The sequence below is a fragment of the Alloalcanivorax dieselolei B5 genome (genome assembly GCF_000300005.1).
Classification (GTDB): Bacteria; Pseudomonadota; Gammaproteobacteria; order Pseudomonadales; family Alcanivoracaceae; genus Alloalcanivorax; species Alloalcanivorax dieselolei.
Genome location: NC_018691.1, coordinates 2,779,413 through 2,795,803, shown reverse-complemented (window position 1 = coordinate 2,795,803; position 16,391 = coordinate 2,779,413). Strand labels below are relative to the sequence as shown.

General features: G+C 64.8%; 6 protein-coding genes. 2 read left to right on the top strand and 4 right to left on the bottom strand.

The window, feature by feature from the left end:
• Nucleotides 1–15: 15 nt before the first annotated feature.
• From B5T_RS12455 to B5T_RS12440, 4 genes are all read right to left on the bottom strand, one after another.
• The gene (locus tag B5T_RS12455) at nt 16–2,124 is read right to left on the bottom strand and encodes a TonB-dependent receptor (protein WP_014994862.1); all 2,109 of its coding nucleotides are present in this window, start codon (nt 2,122–2,124) and stop codon (nt 16–18) included.
• A gap of 112 nt (nt 2,125–2,236) precedes the next feature.
• On the bottom strand, nt 2,237–4,357 hold the full coding sequence (locus B5T_RS12450; RefSeq protein ID WP_014994861.1) for a TonB-dependent receptor: 2,121 nt from the start codon (nt 4,355–4,357) through the stop codon (nt 2,237–2,239).
• A gap of 23 nt (nt 4,358–4,380) precedes the next feature.
• A complete protein-coding gene (locus B5T_RS12445; protein WP_373287358.1) occupies nt 4,381–7,671 on the bottom strand; it encodes an ABC transporter permease in 3,291 nt (1,096 codons plus the stop codon).
• Nucleotides 7,672–7,676: 5 nt separating this feature from the next.
• On the bottom strand, nt 7,677–8,564 hold the full coding sequence (locus tag B5T_RS12440; protein ID WP_014994859.1) for an ABC transporter ATP-binding protein: 888 nt from the start codon (nt 8,562–8,564) through the stop codon (nt 7,677–7,679).
• Nucleotides 8,565–8,731: 167 nt separating this feature from the next.
• Here B5T_RS12440 and B5T_RS12435 point away from each other — a divergent pair, with 167 nt between their 5' ends.
• Both B5T_RS12435 and B5T_RS12430 read left to right on the top strand, forming a co-directional pair.
• A complete protein-coding gene (locus B5T_RS12435; protein ID WP_041717004.1) occupies nt 8,732–9,694 on the top strand; it encodes a helix-turn-helix domain-containing protein in 963 nt (320 codons plus the stop codon).
• A 126-nt stretch (nt 9,695–9,820) separates the two neighbouring features.
• Nucleotides 9,821–16,390 carry a non-ribosomal peptide synthetase gene (locus B5T_RS12430; RefSeq protein ID WP_014994857.1) on the top strand — a complete coding sequence of 2,190 codons (6,570 nt, stop codon included), beginning with the start codon at nt 9,821–9,823 and terminating at the stop codon, nt 16,388–16,390.
• Nucleotide 16,391: the final 1 nt, after the last annotated feature.

Below are 16,391 nucleotides of genomic sequence, written 5' to 3'. Positions count from 1 at the left end.
GGCTGGAAGGCGCTGCTAGAAGTAGTAACCGGCACCAACGCCGATGATACGGCCGCGGTGCATGGCCCCGGTGCGCACGCCCGGGGCCAGTTGATAGCCGGACAGCTCGTAGCGTTCATTGAGCAGGTTGTCGCCATAGACATAAAACTCGGCGTTCCCGGTTAGTAACGTCACCCGTGTGTCCACCAGATCATAGTGATCCAGGTCGAAATGATTCTGTGGATCGGCGGGGCGCGTGCCCACATGATGGTAACCCGCGCGGGCTTTCAGCATCGGATAGGGCAGGCCCAGGAATTCCGGCAGTTCGCGCTGGTAGGTGAGCGCCAGATCGCCACTCCACCGCGCGGCCTGGGGAACCCGGTTGCCGGACGCCACGTCTCCGCCCTGCACACCGGGGGCATCGCTGGTGATTTCCGCGTCGATGTACGTCACCGAGGCGGACAGTGCCAGGGCCGGGGTCAGCGCCAGGGTGCCTTCCAGCTCCGCGCCTTGGCTGCGGGTGTCCGCGTTGATCGCGCTGGTGGCCTGGGTGGCGGCATCGTAGCCCAGCAAATGGTCGTCCTTGACGCGGCTGATGAACACCGCGCCATTAATCGCGTAGCGCTGGTGCGCCGGTTCCAGCTTGAAGCCGATTTCCAGGCTGTTCACCTTGGCGGCATCGGTGGGCTTGCTGTCCTCGACCTGGGTGGCGTAGTCGCTGAACAGTCCGGATTTGTAGCCCCGCGCCAACATGGCATACAGGTTCAGGTCTGGTATGACGGCAAAGGACAGGCCAGTGCGTCCGGTGGTGTAGTCATCGTCCAGGTCGCGCTTGTCATGTTGCCACGAGCCACTGAAGTAATCCGCTTCGTAGGTTTTCCGGTCCCAGGTGTGGCGCAGGCCGAAGGTCCAGTCCAGGCGATCGGTGAGGGGATAGGTCGCTTCGCCATAGAGGGCGGAACTGCGGGTGTCGTAGTCACGGTTCTGCCGGTTGCCGGTGGTTTCGAAGAACGAATCGAAATTGCGACGGGAATCGGAAGCATAGAGACCGGCAACCCAGAACACCCGGGCACCGGGCAGTGAGGACAAATTCAGGTCCTGACTGACCACACGCTGGTCGGAGTCGTCCTCTTTCATGAACTCCATGGGAGCGCCATAAAGTATTTCGGAGATGCGGCGCCCATAGCCGGTGACCAGGCTCATGTCGGTTCGAACCAGAGCGGTGGTGGAAGTAAGGCGGCTGCCGGCGAAGTCGTGTTGGACCTCGGCGGAATAGCGTTCCACGGTGTTCTGGTTATCATCGAAGCGCCCCGACGTCATGTCGATCCCGGGGGGATCGCCGAACGGGTAAAGCACCTGGACGCTGGCATCGTGCCGTATGCGCTGCCGTTCGGCGATGAATAACATGGACGTGCGCTCACCCACATCCCAGAGCAGGCTGCCACGAAACGCCAGGGAACGGGGCTGGGATATGGGATCGCCGTCGTTGACGTTTTCCACCCAGTGGTCCTCCCCGCTTTGCCGCACCGCCAGACGACCGCTGAGCCGTTCACCGAGCGGACCACTGAGCGCGCCTTCAAGGCGGTATTGGTTGTCCTGGCCGTACTCCCCGCGCAGATAACCCTCACGATAATCGGTGGGTCTGCGGCTAACCACATTGATCGCGCCGGCCTCGCTATTGCGGCCGAACAGGGTGCCCTGTGGTCCTTTCAGCACTTCTACCCGTTCCATATCCAGGGTCGCCAGGGAAATCTGACGGGCGGACAGCGCGACGCCGTCCACATTCAGCACCACGGAACCGTCCTCCTGGCTGATCTGATTGAGCGACCCCACGCCACGGATCAGCACATTGGCGTCATAGGGGCCGGACGAACTGATGTTGACGCCGGCGGTATCCCTCAGGACCGTTTCCAGGTCGGCGTTTCCTTTGGACTCCAATGTCTCGGCGTCGATCACACTGAGGCCGAAGGGGACCTCCTTGGCCTGTTCCTCGCCGCGACGGGCGGTAACCGTGACGCTTTCCAGCTCGTGAGGGGCAACGGATTCAGCACCGTCCTTCCGAGTGTCGGCGTGTGACGACAAGGGGGGCAGGGCAAGCCCCATCAGCAGGGCGACGACCGTAGGATGACGACGTAAGGGAAACATGTCTGATAGCTCCAAATACGTTATAACGTAACATTAAAAGATTGGCGCAAAAATATAAAATGCGAGCGGCGGGGGGCCTCGCCGCCGAGCGCACGGCGGCGAGGCCGGATCGTCAGAAGTAGTAGCTCAAGCCCGCGCCAACGGTGCGTCCCCGGCCGGGGGCGCCGTACGTTACGGTGCTGGATTCGTAGTACCCGTAGAGATCATAGGTTTCGTCCAGCAGGTTTTCCCCCCACAAATAGAGTTCCACCGCGCCACTGGCGATGCCCAGGCGCGCGTCGAGCATGCCGTAGTCATCCAGATCAAAGTGGTTTTGCGGGTCGGCGGGGCGTTCGCCCACATACTGATAGCTGATCCGGGCGTTCAGGGCCGGTGCGTACAGGCCGATGAAGTTATCCGGCAGCGGCCGGTCGTAATGGATCGCGGCATACCCGCTCCATTCGGAGACGTCCGGCACCTGATTGCCGGAATGGACGTCGCCACCGCTGATCCCGATAACGTCATCGGTGATTTCGGCATCGATGTAGCTGACCGAACCGGCCAGGGACAAGCCGCCGCCGAGCCGGTAACGGCCTTCCAGTTCGGCGCCGCGGCTGCGGGTGTCGGCGTTGACCGCCCGCGAGGCCCAGGTGAGGACGTCATAATCGATCAGGTGCGCGTCCTTGACCCGGGTCAGGAAGACGCTGCCGTTGAGCATCAGCCTGTCTGTTTCGGTCTTGAAGCCGAGTTCCCAGGAGTGGGCGGTGGCGGCGTCGTAAGGTTCGCTATCCGCTCTCTGCGACGCGTAATCGTTGAACCCGCCGGGGTTATAGCCGCGCCCGATCTGGGTGTAGAGATTGGTGCTCGGCGTCAGCACATAAGTCAGTGCCAGACGGCCGGTGGTGAAGTCGTCGTCCAGATCCCGCTGGTCCCGCACGGCCCCGGCGCTGGAACGGTACACCGCGTCGTATTCCTTGCGATCCCAGGAATGCCGTGCCCCCGCCGTCAATTTGAGATCGTCGAGCAAGGGCCAGGTGATCTCACCGTAGAGGCCGTATTGTTCGGTGGTGAAATCACGAAACTTGGCGCTGGACGGGTCACGGGAATCGTAGGTGGTGTCATAGCCCCGTTCGGAGCGGGCAACGCTCAGCCCGCTGGTCCAGAACACCGGGCTGGAAGGCAGGGAACCGATACGCAGATCCTGGCTGTAGGTGTGCTCGTCCGCTTCTTTGTTCAACCAGGCCACCATGGGGGTGCCGTACATGGCTTCCATGATGTCGCGGTCGTAGACCACCGGGTCGGTGAGATCCATGCGCGTCATCGCGGTGACCGAGGTGATCCGGCTGTTGGCCAGATCGTGATTGATCTCCATGGAATAGCGCTCCATGGTTTTCTCGTTGTCGTCGAACAAGCCCGGGGTCAGATCGTTGGCCGGGTCGTCGCCGTAGGGCCGCAACACCAGCACGCTGGTACGGCCTTCCACTTTCTGCCGCTCGGCGATGAACAGCGCGGTGGTGGCGTCGTGATTGTCCCAGAGCAGGCTACCGCGAAAAGCCAGATCCTCCTGATCGGTCAGTGGATCGCCGGTTTGTTTGTTGTTCACCCAGTTGTCGGCCGCGGCATGGCGGAGGGCGAAGCGGCCGCTGAACCGGTCACTGAGCGGTCCGCTGATCACCCCCTCCTGCAGCCACTGCTCATCCTGTCCGCCTTCCAATCGCAGATACCCTTCCCGGTGACGGGTGGGGCGGCGGCTGACCACATTGATGGCGCCGGCCTCGGCGTTGCCGCCGAACAGTGTGCCCTGGGGGCCTTTCAGCACTTCCACCCGTTCCACATCCAGAGTGCCCAGGGAGATCGAGCGAGGTGACAGGGTCACGCCGTCCATGATCAGGGCGACCGAGTTGTCGTCCATGTTCATCTGATACAGGGACCCGACCCCGCGAATATAGACGTTGGAATCGTTGGCGCCGGCGGAGGAGTTGATATTGACGCCGGGCACCGAGCGCAAGGCGTCCTCCACATTGTCGAGCCGTTGGTCGGTAAGCGTGCCGCCGTCGACCACACTGATCGCGAAGGGCACATCCTTGGCCCGCTCCTCGCTTTGACGCGCGGTCACGGTGATGGCGTCCAGTTCATGGTTATTGTCGTCCTGCGCGGCGGCCAGAGGCGAAAACAGAAACAGCATGGAGAACGTCGCGGCCTTCCCGGCCTTGCCAAAGCTCCCCACGGTCTTGGGCAATCCTTTTTCTAACATCGGTGTCTCCTGTGGATGAGGTGTCATTTGTTATCGTGGTGTTGTGGAAACCGGGGATACGCCGGCCAGCGGTCGAGTAACAGACCCGGCTCATCGGCGGGGCCTGGCTTTGAAACGATCCGGCCATCGTGGCGTATCAGGCTTTGGTAGCGGGCGGGGGTGGTCAGCGGCTGCCAGCCACCTTCACGCCAATGCCAGCGTTCGCCGTCAGGACCGAACGCCAGGGGCGGGCCGAGCAGGTGCTGGGTGGTGTCGGATCCCAGTCGTGCGGCCAGCGCCTGGTCCACGTCCCCCTGTTGGCGAATATCCGCGAGCAGGGCGGTCAGGTCGGAGGCGCTTTGCCGGGCCGTCCAATCGAGGCTGGCCAGGGGCGCGTAGAGGGACACCCAGCCTTGGCCGGGCGCGGTACGCAGCGACGTAATGGGAATATCACTGTTGGCGAGGCGTTGAGTGGTGTCTTGCGCCTGGCGTTCGACCACCGCCCGCAGAGCGTTCATGCCGTCCGCGTCGCCCACGCACAGCAGGCCGATGGCGCCGGCCACGCCCTCGCTCAGCCACGCGGCCCCGGGGCCGCGGCGCAACTCGGCGGCCTCGACCAGATGTTGCCGGGCCAGGGCCGTGGCGATGTGGGCTTGTCGCCGCCAGCGGCCCACGCCTTGATCGGCCACGTCCCAATCCGGGTCCTCCGCCAGCCTGAGCACGCCCTGGGCGAAGCCAGTGACCCGCTGTCCTCGCGGCCACTGCTGTACGGTATCGACCTGGATATCGCTCCCCAGCCGGCGCGACACGCAGGCTTGCATCCGTCGCACATCGTCGGCGACGCCGCGCGCGGCGGCGGTACGCCCCGGGTCACTGATGACGGTCAGCCCCTCCAACGTCTGTTCGCGGGCTCGATGCGGTAAATACAGACTGAAATCAAGGGCTCCAGCGCTTTGGCCTTGTTCGGAATGTCCGCCCTCTTCGAGATCCGCGCTCAGTCGCCAGCGCCAGTGCCCGGCGGGAGCAATACCGGCAACGGAGGCGGTGGCCTCGGCCGGTGGCACGGCGTAATTCTCGGGCAGGCCGTAGCGGGTTCTGGCGTTCGCGCCGCGTAATGCCCGGTCCGGATCGATGCCGAGCCGGGGGGCGACCTGGCTGGCCCGCAGCCAGATGCCGCTCTCCGCCAGCGCCGGCGGGGAAGCGTCCGCCGGCCAGGCGGTAAAGGACACACGCCAGGTCAGTGCCACGTCGCAGCCGTCAGCGGCGCAGTGGTCCAGGGGCAGGGTCAAATGATCGTTGCCCTGATCGGTCCGGACCGCCTGGCCGTCGACCCGTGACGACAACAATGAAAAGCCCGGCGGCAGTTCCGCGTGGAGCACACCGGTGTCGGGCCGCACGGTTTTCAGCAACCAGCGGCCAGTAGCTTCGCGACGATGAGCGTTGAGTTCCAGGGTCAACTCGCCGCCCTCCACGGTAAAGGCGCCGGCGCTGGCGGCGGTGTCCTGTTCCCAGTCGACCTGCTCCTGGCGCTCACTTTCGGCGGTACGGTAGCTGCCCGCCAAAACCAGCTTCTGGTGCAGCAGAGCACCGCCACCGATGATCCCGGCCAGGGCGACCAGAGCTGTCCCGCCGATGGGGCCGGGCAGCCGGGTGGCGATTTCACGCAGCCGCCCCAGATGGCCACGCGGCAGAACCAGGCCCGCCACCGCGACGCAGAGCAGGGCGACGCTCAGCTTGTAGCCGTCCAGGGTCAGCAGGTAATCGCGCCAGGGCGCCCAGCCGGCGAGGCTGGAAAGGGAAATCTGCGCGGCAATGCCGAGCTTGTAAGGCGGGTAGGTGACCAGCGCCAGTTCGTTATTGAGGACCAGTACGAAGGTCACGAACATGGACGCGGCGTAGGCCAGCCCGGGGCGCCGTATCAGGGCGTGAATCAGCAGTGCCAGCATGGCCAGTTCCAGCAGCGCCGGCGCCATCACCAGGATCTGATAAAGCAGGACGGTGACGGGAGCGAGGCTGTCCGGCAATACCAGAGCGGTGACGATCAACGCGGAGACGCCGGGAAGCAGTGCCAGAATCAGGGTCACCGCCAGTAGCGCCAGGGCCAGAGCGAACAGGCGCACGAACGGCGGCACCGGCGCCGCGTCGAGCATATCCCTGAACCCTTCCACGTCATCCTGGCGTGACATCAGCCCGGCACTGGCCGCCACCAGAAAGGCGATCACCAGATACAGCGTCGTCATCAGCAACGGCAACAACCGATCCGGGTGGGGCAGGAACGGCCCCTCCGCGTGCCAGATCACGTGCACGAACGCGGCCATCACGCCCACCGCCACCAACAGGACCGTGCCGACCAGGAAGGCGCGCGTGCGTACCGTCCGGCGTAGCCGCCAGCCGGTTTCGGCGATGACCGTTCGCCACCATCGAAACGCGAAGACCGGTCCGGGCAGAGTGTGTGGACGCACGGCCTCCGGGGGCGGGGGCGCTGTCCTGCGGGAAGGTTTCCGGGCATTTTCCCGGATCAGGCTCTCGCGGCGTACCCGGGTGACCATCCACACCAGGCCGGACATCGGCAGCACGCACCAGAATCCCCGGTTCAGCAGGAACTCCTGATTGACGGGCAACAGAGCCTGGGTTTTTTGAGCGGGCGTCCAGCTTTCCACCTGGGCATGGGTGAAGGTAAACAGGGAGGGGTCGAGGATGGCCGAGAGAACGGGATTGATATGGCCGCCTTCCAATACCACCACCGCCACCATCCACAGCAACATGAGCAACGCGGACAGGGCGAAGGCCGCCGCCACGCCACGGGTTTTCAGCGTCACCATGAAGTACAGGGCGCCGACGCCGAAGGCGATCGGCAACACCAACCACAGCCAACTGAATGCCAGGGCGCGCCAGGCGGGCGGCGCGATGGCGTCGGCGGGCACCAGGCCCAGCCAGGAAAGGATGGGCGTGCAGAGAAACCCGACCATGACCGAGGCACCAAGCAGGGAGGCCAGCAGCGCGGCGCCGAGAAAACGTCCCAGTAGCAGGGCGGGCAGGGAAATCGGCGCCGAGAGCACCACTTCATGAAGATTGGCGTGGCGGTCGCGAAGCAAAGGCTGGGCGAACACCCAGGCCCAGGCGAAGAACAGGAAGAACATGCAGCCGGTGGCCATCAGATAGATCAGGCTGGGGGCGTTGCGCGGAATATCCGTGGCCCCCATCTTCTCCATGTATTCGGCGTTGGTGAGGGACATCAGCAGGTACAGCGTCAGCCCCACGAACACCAGCGAGACAATGCCGCTGCGCAGGCCCGCGCGCAGTTCGCCGGCGGCCTCATGAAACATCAGACGCATCGGGTTCACGCGGCCGCCTCCCGCCGGGCGTTTTCCAGCGCCAGGTAGTAGACGTCCTCGAGACGCGGCGGGCGGGCGACGAAACGGTCATCCGGCGCCTGTTCCGCATGACAGATAACACGACGGCCGCCGGGCCGGGGCAGGACACGTAGCGCCTCTTTCGGCACCGGCTCATCCCGTTCGAACGACGCCTCCCAGAGCACGCCCTGATAAGGGAGGGCCAGAGCGGCGGGCGTGCCTTCGGCCAACAATCGGCCATTGGCGAGAATGGCCAGACGGTCGCACAGATTTTCCACGTCCTCGACGATGTGCGTGGACAGCAGTACCACGGTGTTGCTGGCGGTGTCGGCCAGAACCCGGTGGAACTGGTTGCGTTCCGCCGGATCCAGCCCGGCGGTGGGCTCATCGACGATCAACAAACGCGGCGAACCGATCAGCGCCAGGGCAATGCCGAAACGCCGCAACATACCGCCGGAAAACGTGGAGGCGGGGCGGTGCGCCACCTCCCGCAAGTTGACTTTCTCCAGCAGGTTTTCCACTTCGTCCCGGCGTTCCGAGCGGCGATGGCGGCCCTTCAGCCAGGCAAAACGGTCCAGCAGGTCACGGGCCGGAACGCCGGCATAGGCACCGATCTGCTGCGGCAGATAACCAAGCCGTTGACGCAGATGGTCCGGCGCGGCAAGAACGTCCTCGCCGTCGAGGAAAAGACGGCCACGGTCCGGCTCCTGTAAAGTGGCAAGGGTGCGCATCAGCGTGCTTTTGCCGGCGCCGTTGGGGCCCAGCAGCCCGTACATTCCAGGGGCCACCTCTAGTGAGACGCCGTCCAGGGCACGCACGCCATTGCCATAGGTTTTCGCCAGGTCCTCGATGACCAGGCCGGTGGAATTCGCCATAACGCGGGTCCCCAAAAAAGGAAGCCTTGATGGGTGGCAAGGCCTTGAAGTCGACAAGAAGAACGAAACCGTATAAAAGATAATGGTTCTCATTTGTAAATCCGCCCGAATCGGTTCCATTTATGCCCGAATCGGGTTTTCCCATGGCCATGGAATGGAGTGACGGTATGTCCGTGTATCAATCGATCCTGGAACGCAAAGAGCTCTCCGCGCTCGCGTTGCTGTCCGATACCTCGGTGATCGAGCTGGCGCCGTTCTCGCGGTGCCGGTTGCTTCGGGTGCCGTTGCTGGAGGGGGTGGAACTGGCGGTATGGCGGGGGAATTTCGCTGAACCGGTGACCATGAACGTTCGGGACGACAGTGAACGGATTCACTTCTCCTACTCGTTGCGCGGCCATTTCCAAAGCTGGTTCGATGACGGTGACCCGGATCATGTTCATACCGTTCACGAAGGTGGCGGGTGCATTAACTACAATCCGGGGCGTGCCGGTGGCTTTCGTCAGTACGGGGACTTTGAAAGTGTCATCGTCATGATTCGCCCGGACAGTTTGTATCAATGGGTGGGTGAGCCGGACGTCATGCTGCAACGACTGTTCGACTCGGGGCGCTGCTTTGCTCATTGCTTGCGCTGTAACGCGGAACTGAAGGCGACGGCTCAAGCACTCAGCAAGGCGCTGCGGGTCGCCGATCTGTGCCCGGACGACGGCAGCAATCGGGGGCCGTTGTGGTTGTTCGGGACCAGCCTGGTGTTTGTCGGTTTGTTGCTGGAAAGTCTCGACCCCGGTTCGCACTGTGCCTGTGATCTGTCGATCCCGGACCGGGAAAAGTTGCTCCGGGCGCGGGACTTTTTACTGGCGAATCTCAGTCAGGCGCCGACCATCGAAGAGCTGGCCCGGGCCTCGGACTTGAGTGTGATCAAGCTCAAGCGCGGTTTCCGGCAACTGTTCAATAGCAGCGTTTACGGCCTGTTTCAGCGTGAACGGATGCATGAAGCGCGTCGTCGCCTGGGTTCCGGCGGCCAGTCGGTGCTCCAGGTGGCCGCGGAATTGGGGTATACCAACGCCAGTCATTTCGCCGCTGCGTTTCATAAGGAATTCGGCGTTAAGCCGTCCGCGCTGAAACGCCGGTGACGTGACGCAATCCGGTTTCGCCATCGTGAACGGATCCGGGCTCAAGTCATCCTGATTCGGGTAGAGCCGATACCGTAGTTGGATATCATTTGCATTTCCGAATGATCCCATGACTGACGGTGAACCATGGATGACGTCACTGATGTGCCCGACGTGCGTGCGCGTGTCGCGGCGGTGCTGGAACTTCCCGTTGCCTCCGTCAGCGACGACGGCAACCTCATCGAAATGGGGATCGACTCGATCACCATGATGCGCCTGGCCAGCGAGTGGCGCCGGCAGGGGCACGACATTTCTTTTGCCCGCATGGTTTCCAATCCCAGGCTGTCCGCCTGGTGCACGCTGCTTGGTGCCGATGTAGGAACCGATGAAGCGGAAACATCGCCACCGGAAACGATGAGCCGGCACCTGGACGAACAGGCGCCTTTCGAGCTGGCTCCGATGCAGCATGCGTATTGGGTCGGGCGCTCCGGCGACCAGCAGCTTGGCGGCGTTGCCGCTCATTTCTATAACGAATTCGATGGCACCGGCGTGGACGCCGACCGGCTGGAACGGGCGGTTAAGGCGCTGATCGAGCGTCATGGCATGTTGCGGGTGCGTCTCACCGATGACGGTCGTCAGTGTATTGCCACGGACAGTGTCTGGCCCGGCCTGAAGGTACATGACCTGCGAGCGATGCCGGTGGAGGACGCCGAACAGGCGCTGGAACGACTACGCCAGTCGCTGTCTCACCGGCACATGGATCTGGCGGCGGGAGAGGTCTTCGACGTTCAGCTGTCCTTGTTGCCGGATGCCGTGCGCGCGAACGGCACCCGTATCCATTTCAATCTCGACATGGTCGCCGCGGACGCCCTGAGTTTGCGCGTGCTGCTGCAGGATCTGGCCTGCCTGTATCGCGGTGACGCGTTGCCGCCCATCGGCTACAGCTATCCCCGTTACCGGGCCGATCATGACGCGGCCATGGCCGGGGAAGGGCGTCGTGCCAGATGGCATCGCGACCGGGACTATTGGCGTGACCGGCTCGCCGATCTGCCGGCGGCGCCACGCTTGCCGATCGCGGGCGGGGGAAGAGCGCAACAGGCGACTCGCGTGATCCGGCGTCACGGCTGGCTGCCTCCCGAGCGGGTCGCGGCGTTTACGACGACGGCGCGTGCGCACGGTCTGACGCCGGCCATGGCGTTGGCCGCGGTGTTCGCCGAAGTGCTCACCGCCTGGAGCGCCGAGCCGGATTTCCTGATCAACCTGCCGCTGTTCAACCGGGAACCGCTGCACGCCGATGTGGACCTGTTGGTTGGTGATTTCACCTCCTCGGTGTTGTTGGCATGGCAGGGTTCCGTGCCGGGCACCTTTGTCGAACGCGCCACCGCCCTGCAGGACCGTTTTCACGCCGACGTCCAGCACGGCACCTTCGCCGGCGTGGACGTGCTGCGGGAACTGTCACGTCATCATGGCGAACAACGATTGGCGCCGGTGGTGTACACCAGCGCCCTGGGGTTGGGGGCGTTGTTTTCCGACACGGTGCAGACCTGCCTCGGGCGACCGAGCTGGATTATTTCACAGGGCCCGCAGGTATGGCTGGACGCGCAGGTGACGGAACTCGACGACGGCCTGCTGGTGAATATGGACGCGCGCGAGGACGCTTTCGAGCCGGGCGTTCTGGATGCCCTGTTCGAGGTCCACGAGCGATTGCTGTCGGCATTGATCGATTGCCCGGACGCATGGTGCCGGCCGGTGCCCGCCTTGTTGCCGGACAGCGCGCTGGCGCGCCGGGCCTCCATCAATGGCGTGTCCCGACCGTTGTCCGGCCGCCGGCTCCACGAAGGTTTCTTCCACGTCGCCGACACCAATCCGGATGCCCCCGCCCTGCTGTGGGAAGAACGCGAAACGTTGTCCTATGGCGAACTGCGACGGCGGGCGATGAACGTGGCCGGCTATCTGGTGGGCGAGGGCGTGCAACCGGATGACGTGGTGGCGGTGTCGTTGCCCAAAGGGCCCGAGCAGATCATCGCGGTGCTCGGGGTGCTGGCGGCCGGGGCGGCGTATCTGCCGATCGGCGTGGACCAGCCCGAGGCCCGCCGCCGGCGTATCCTCGGTGCGTCCGGTGCGCGCCTGACGCTGGAGGCGCTGCCCGAGGCGTCGGCGCCCTTGTCGGTACCGGTGCCGGGCAGTGAGCGGGATCTGGCCTACATTCTCTACACCTCCGGTTCCACCGGTGAGCCCAAGGGCGTGGAGGTGCCGCATCGGGCGGCCATGAACACCATCGAGGATCTGATTGATCGTTTGGATCTGTGTGGCGAAGACCGGATTCTGGCGCTGTCCGCGCTTGAGTTCGATCTGTCGGTGTTCGATATGTTCGCCGCGCTGTCCGTTGGCGCCGCCGTGGTGTGCGTGACGGAGAAAGAGCGGCGTGATGCCATGGCCTGGCATTGCCTGATGCGGTGTCACCGGGTCACGGTGCTCAATTGCGTGCCGGCGCTGCTGGATATGATATTGAGCGCGGCGGACGCCGAGACACCGATGACACTCAGAGCGGTGTTGCTGGGCGGCGACCGGATTCCCCCCGAGCTGCCCGGCAGGCTGGCCCGCCAGGCCCCGGATTGCCGTTTCATCGCTTTGGGCGGCACCACGGAAACGGCCATTCATTCCACCTTTTTTGAGGTTAAGGAAACCCGGCCCCGGTGGCACTCCGCGCCGTACGGCACACCCCTGGCGAACGTGCGCCTTCGGGTGGTGGATGCCCTGGGGCGCGATTGCCCCGATTTTGTCGCCGGCGAACTGTGGATCGGCGGGGAGGGCGTGGCCCGGGGATACCGGGGCGATCCGCGCAAAACAGCGAGCCGGTTTGTTGAACGCGATGGGGTGCGCTGGTACCGCACCGGTGATCAGGCTCGCTATCGGCCGGATGGCAACGTGGAGTTTCTCGGGCGGCTGGATCATCAGATCAAGGTGCGCGGTCATCGCATCGAGCTGGGCGAGGTGGAAGCGGCCCTGGCCGGTGCGCCTGGCGTGGGGCAGGCGGCGGCGGTGGTCGGTAAGCCGGGGCTGGTGGCGGTGGTGACCCTGGCCGCCGCGCCGCGCGACCGTGACCAGGCGTGGGTCGATCTACGGGCTCTGCCGGCGGTGTTTGAATCATTGCGTGATCATCTGGCAGCGACCCTCCCTTCAGTGATGATTCCGGTGCGTTTCTATGGCTGCGCGGCGCTGCCGCTCACCGCCAACGGCAAGATCGACCGCAAAACCCTGGCCCGCCGTGTCGAGGAGCAGGAAAGGCGGCGTGAACCCGCCGCCGTGATGCAGCCCGAGGGTGAGGTGGAACGCCGGGTCGCCGAGGTTTGGTGCCGTCTTCTCGAGTTGCCCCGGGTGGGGCGCGATCAGAATTTCTTTTCCCTGGGAGGCGATTCCCTGTTGGCCACCCGAATGATACGCCGGTTGAGTGAAGAGGGACTCACCGGCGTACGTCTGGCGGCGCTGTTCGAGAAGCCGGTGCTGTCGGCGTTTGCCGCCACGCTGGAACTCGGTGACGGCCCGGTCTCACGGCGACAGTGGCACGCGGATATCGAAAACCGCTACCAGCCGTTCCCGCCCACCGAAGTGCAACGCGCCTATTGGATAGGGCGGGACCCGGGGCTGCCGCTGGGTGGGGTGAGCTGCCACTTTTACCGGGAATACGACGTGGAGGATCTGGACGTCGCGCGTTTGCAGGACGCGCTGAACCGGTTGATCGACCGTCACGAGATGTTGCGGGCGGTGTTCGACGATCAGGGGCACCAGCGAATCTTGCCGGACGTGGCACGCTTTTCCATTCCGGTGGAAGAGGTGGAAGGCGATTGGGACGCGGCCTGTGAGCGGCTGCGGGAGGAGGCCGCGCACCGGGTCTTCGATCCCACGCTGTGGCCGCTGTTCGATATTCGGGCGGTCCGTTCGGGGACTCGAACCCGCCTGGCGATCAGTCTGGATAACCTGATCCTGGATGCCTTGAGCATTCTGATGTTCTACCAGGAACTGGATCTTCTCTACCGGGAGCCGCACACCGAACTGCCACCGGTGTCCTTGTCGTTTCGCGATTACCGGCTCAACAGTGCCCCCACGGAACAGGAGCGGGATCAGGCGCGGGCATTCTGGCTGAAGCAACTGCCGCAATTGCCGCCGGCGCCGCAACTGCCGCTGGCCCGTCGTCCGGAAGACATTGACCGGCCGCGTTTCGTCCGGCATCAGGGGACGTTGGACGCGGACACCTGGTCGCGTCTGACCGCGCGGGCGCAAAACGAAGGGGTGACGCCCTCGGCACTACTGCTGACCGCGTTCGCCGAGGTGCTGGGACGCTGGAGCGCGCAGCCGCGGCTGACCCTGAATCTGACCTTGTTCGACCGTCAGGAGGTTCACCCGGATATTCATCGGGTGATGGGGGATTTCACTTCCCTGACTCTGCTGGGCTACCGGCCGGAGCCCGGCGATTCATGGCTTGAACGTCTTCGCCGCACGCAAACAGCGCTGGGCGAGGCGCTGGATCATCGTGCCTGGTCCAGCGTGACACTGCTGCGCGAACTGGCCCGTGACTCCGGGGAAGGCTTGGCGTCGATGCCGGTGGTGTTCACCAGCGCCCTGGGCGTTCCGGGAGGCACCGCCGCGCCGCAGGAGGGACCGTTCCGCCGGCAGGTCTGGGGCCTCACCCAGACCCCCCAGGTCTGGATCGATCATCAGGTGGTGGAAGCGGATGGCGGCATCGCCTTGAACTGGGATGTGGTGGAAGCGTTGTTCCCCGACGGCCTGATCACCGACATGTTCCAGGCCTATATGCGTTTGCTCGATGAGCTGGCCGGGATGGACTGGCGAGCGCCGGTGCCGGATGTGATGCCTGTGTCGCAACGCGCAGTGCGCGATCAGATCAACGACACCCGGGCGCCGTTACCAAGCGACACTCTTCACCAAGCCTTCTTTCAGCACGCCCGAGACCACGGCGAGCGGGTTGCCCTGTACTGGGGCCAGAACGGCACACGAAGCCATGGCGAGCTGGCGGACCACGCCTTGCGGATCGCCGCGCGACTGCAACGGGCCGGCGTGTCGCCGGGGGGCGTGGTGGCGGTGCAATTGCCCAAGGGGCCGGATCAGATCGCCGCGGTTCTGGGGGTGCTGGCCGCCGGCGCCGCTTATCTGCCGCTCGGCATGGAGCAGCCGCCGGCGCGGCGCGACCGGGTATTGAAGCGCGCCGCGGTGCGGTGGGTGGTGACGGCTTCGGAGTACAACTGGCCCGAATCAGTAACGCCCTGTTTCCTGGAGGATGCCCGGTCCATGGCGCCGCTGTCCGGGCCGCTGCCGGTGGACGCCGACCAGCTGGCCTATGTGATCTTCACCTCCGGCTCCACCGGTGAACCCAAGGGCGTGGAGATCACTCATCGTGCCGCTTTGAACACGGTGCTCGACATCAATCGCCGTTTCGACGTGGGGCCGGACGACCGGGTCCTGGCCGTGTCCGCTCTGGATTTCGACCTGTCGGTGTACGACATCTTCGGGCTGCTGGGTGCCGGCGGTGCCTTGATTCTCGTCGACGAGCAGGGGCGCCGCGAGGCACGGGACTGGCATGCCCTGATGCGGCGATACGGCGCCACCATCTGGAACAGTGCCCCGGCGCTGCTGGAGATGCTGATGGCCGTCAGTGATCCGGCGGAGCCGCCGGGATCGTTGCGGCTGGCGCTCGCCTCCGGCGACTGGATCGCGCTGGATCTGCCGGCACGGGTGGCTGAATGCTGCCCGGGGTGCCGTTTCGTGGCGCTGGGCGGCGCCACCGAGGCGTCGATCTGGTCGAACTTTTATCCGCTGCAAGAATTGGCGCCGGACTGGTGTTCGATCCCCTACGGATGGCCGTTGACCAATCAGCGTTTCCGGGTGGTCGATGGCGAGGGGCGCGACTGTCCGGACTGGGTCGCCGGCGAATTGTGGATCGGCGGCGACGGCCTGGCGCTGGGTTACCGGGCCGACCCGGAACGCAGTGCCGACCGCTTCGTAAGGGTCGAAACCGGGGAGGCGCGGCGGGACGGCCGCTGGTATCGCACCGGCGACCGGGCGCGCTATCGGCCAGGCGGTTTGCTGGAGTTCCTCGGCCGCATCGATGGCCAGGTGAAGATTCGCGGACACCGCATCGAGCTGGGCGAAGTCGAAGCGGCGCTGGCCGCGTTTGCCGGTGTCGAGCGTGCCGTGGCTTTGCTGCGGCGTGGTCCGGCTTCGGCCATGAAACTGGTCGCCGCCGTCGTGGCGCCGGGCGAACACCCCGATGCCGAGCGGTTGCGGTCGCATCTGGCGGGGCTGCTGCCGCCACCCATGATCCCCGAACGCATCGATGTCCTGGCGGCGCTGCCGTTGACCGCCAACGGCAAGGTGGACCGTGCCGCGCTGGCCGCGCACTTCGCGCAGTCCGGCGACGAGGCGGAGCAAACCGGACCGCCGCGGGGTGAATGGGAAACGCGGGTGGCGGAACTGTGGGCGGAGTTGCTGGAGATTAATGCGCCACAACGGCAGCACAGCTTCTTCGAGCTGGGCGGGGACAGCCTGTTGGCGACCCGGTTCAGCGAAATCGTTCGCCGCCGCCATGGCGTGGCCCTGTCGCTTCGTCATTTGTTTGCCCATCCCGTTCTGGCGGATGTGGCGTCGGCGCTGCAAGCGGAAAGCGCGAGAACCGCGGATATGGAAGAGGGCGCGTTATGAA

What these genes read in the sequence shown, in the direction of transcription:
- B5T_RS12455 (WP_014994862.1), bottom strand. Translation starts at nt 2,124, where the DNA reads ATGTTTCCCTTACGTCGTCATCCTACGGTCGTCGCCCTGCTGATGGGG.
- B5T_RS12450 (WP_014994861.1), bottom strand. Translation starts at nt 4,357, where the DNA reads ATGTTAGAAAAAGGATTGCCCAAGACCGTGGGGAGCTTTGGCAAGGCC.
- B5T_RS12445 (WP_373287358.1), bottom strand. Translation starts at nt 7,671, where the DNA reads ATGCGTCTGATGTTTCATGAGGCCGCCGGCGAACTGCGCGCGGGCCTG.
- B5T_RS12440 (WP_014994859.1), bottom strand. Translation starts at nt 8,564, where the DNA reads ATGGCGAATTCCACCGGCCTGGTCATCGAGGACCTGGCGAAAACCTAT.
- B5T_RS12435 (WP_041717004.1), top strand. Translation starts at nt 8,732, where the DNA reads ATGTCCGTGTATCAATCGATCCTGGAACGCAAAGAGCTCTCCGCGCTC.
- B5T_RS12430 (WP_014994857.1), top strand. Translation starts at nt 9,821, where the DNA reads ATGGATGACGTCACTGATGTGCCCGACGTGCGTGCGCGTGTCGCGGCG.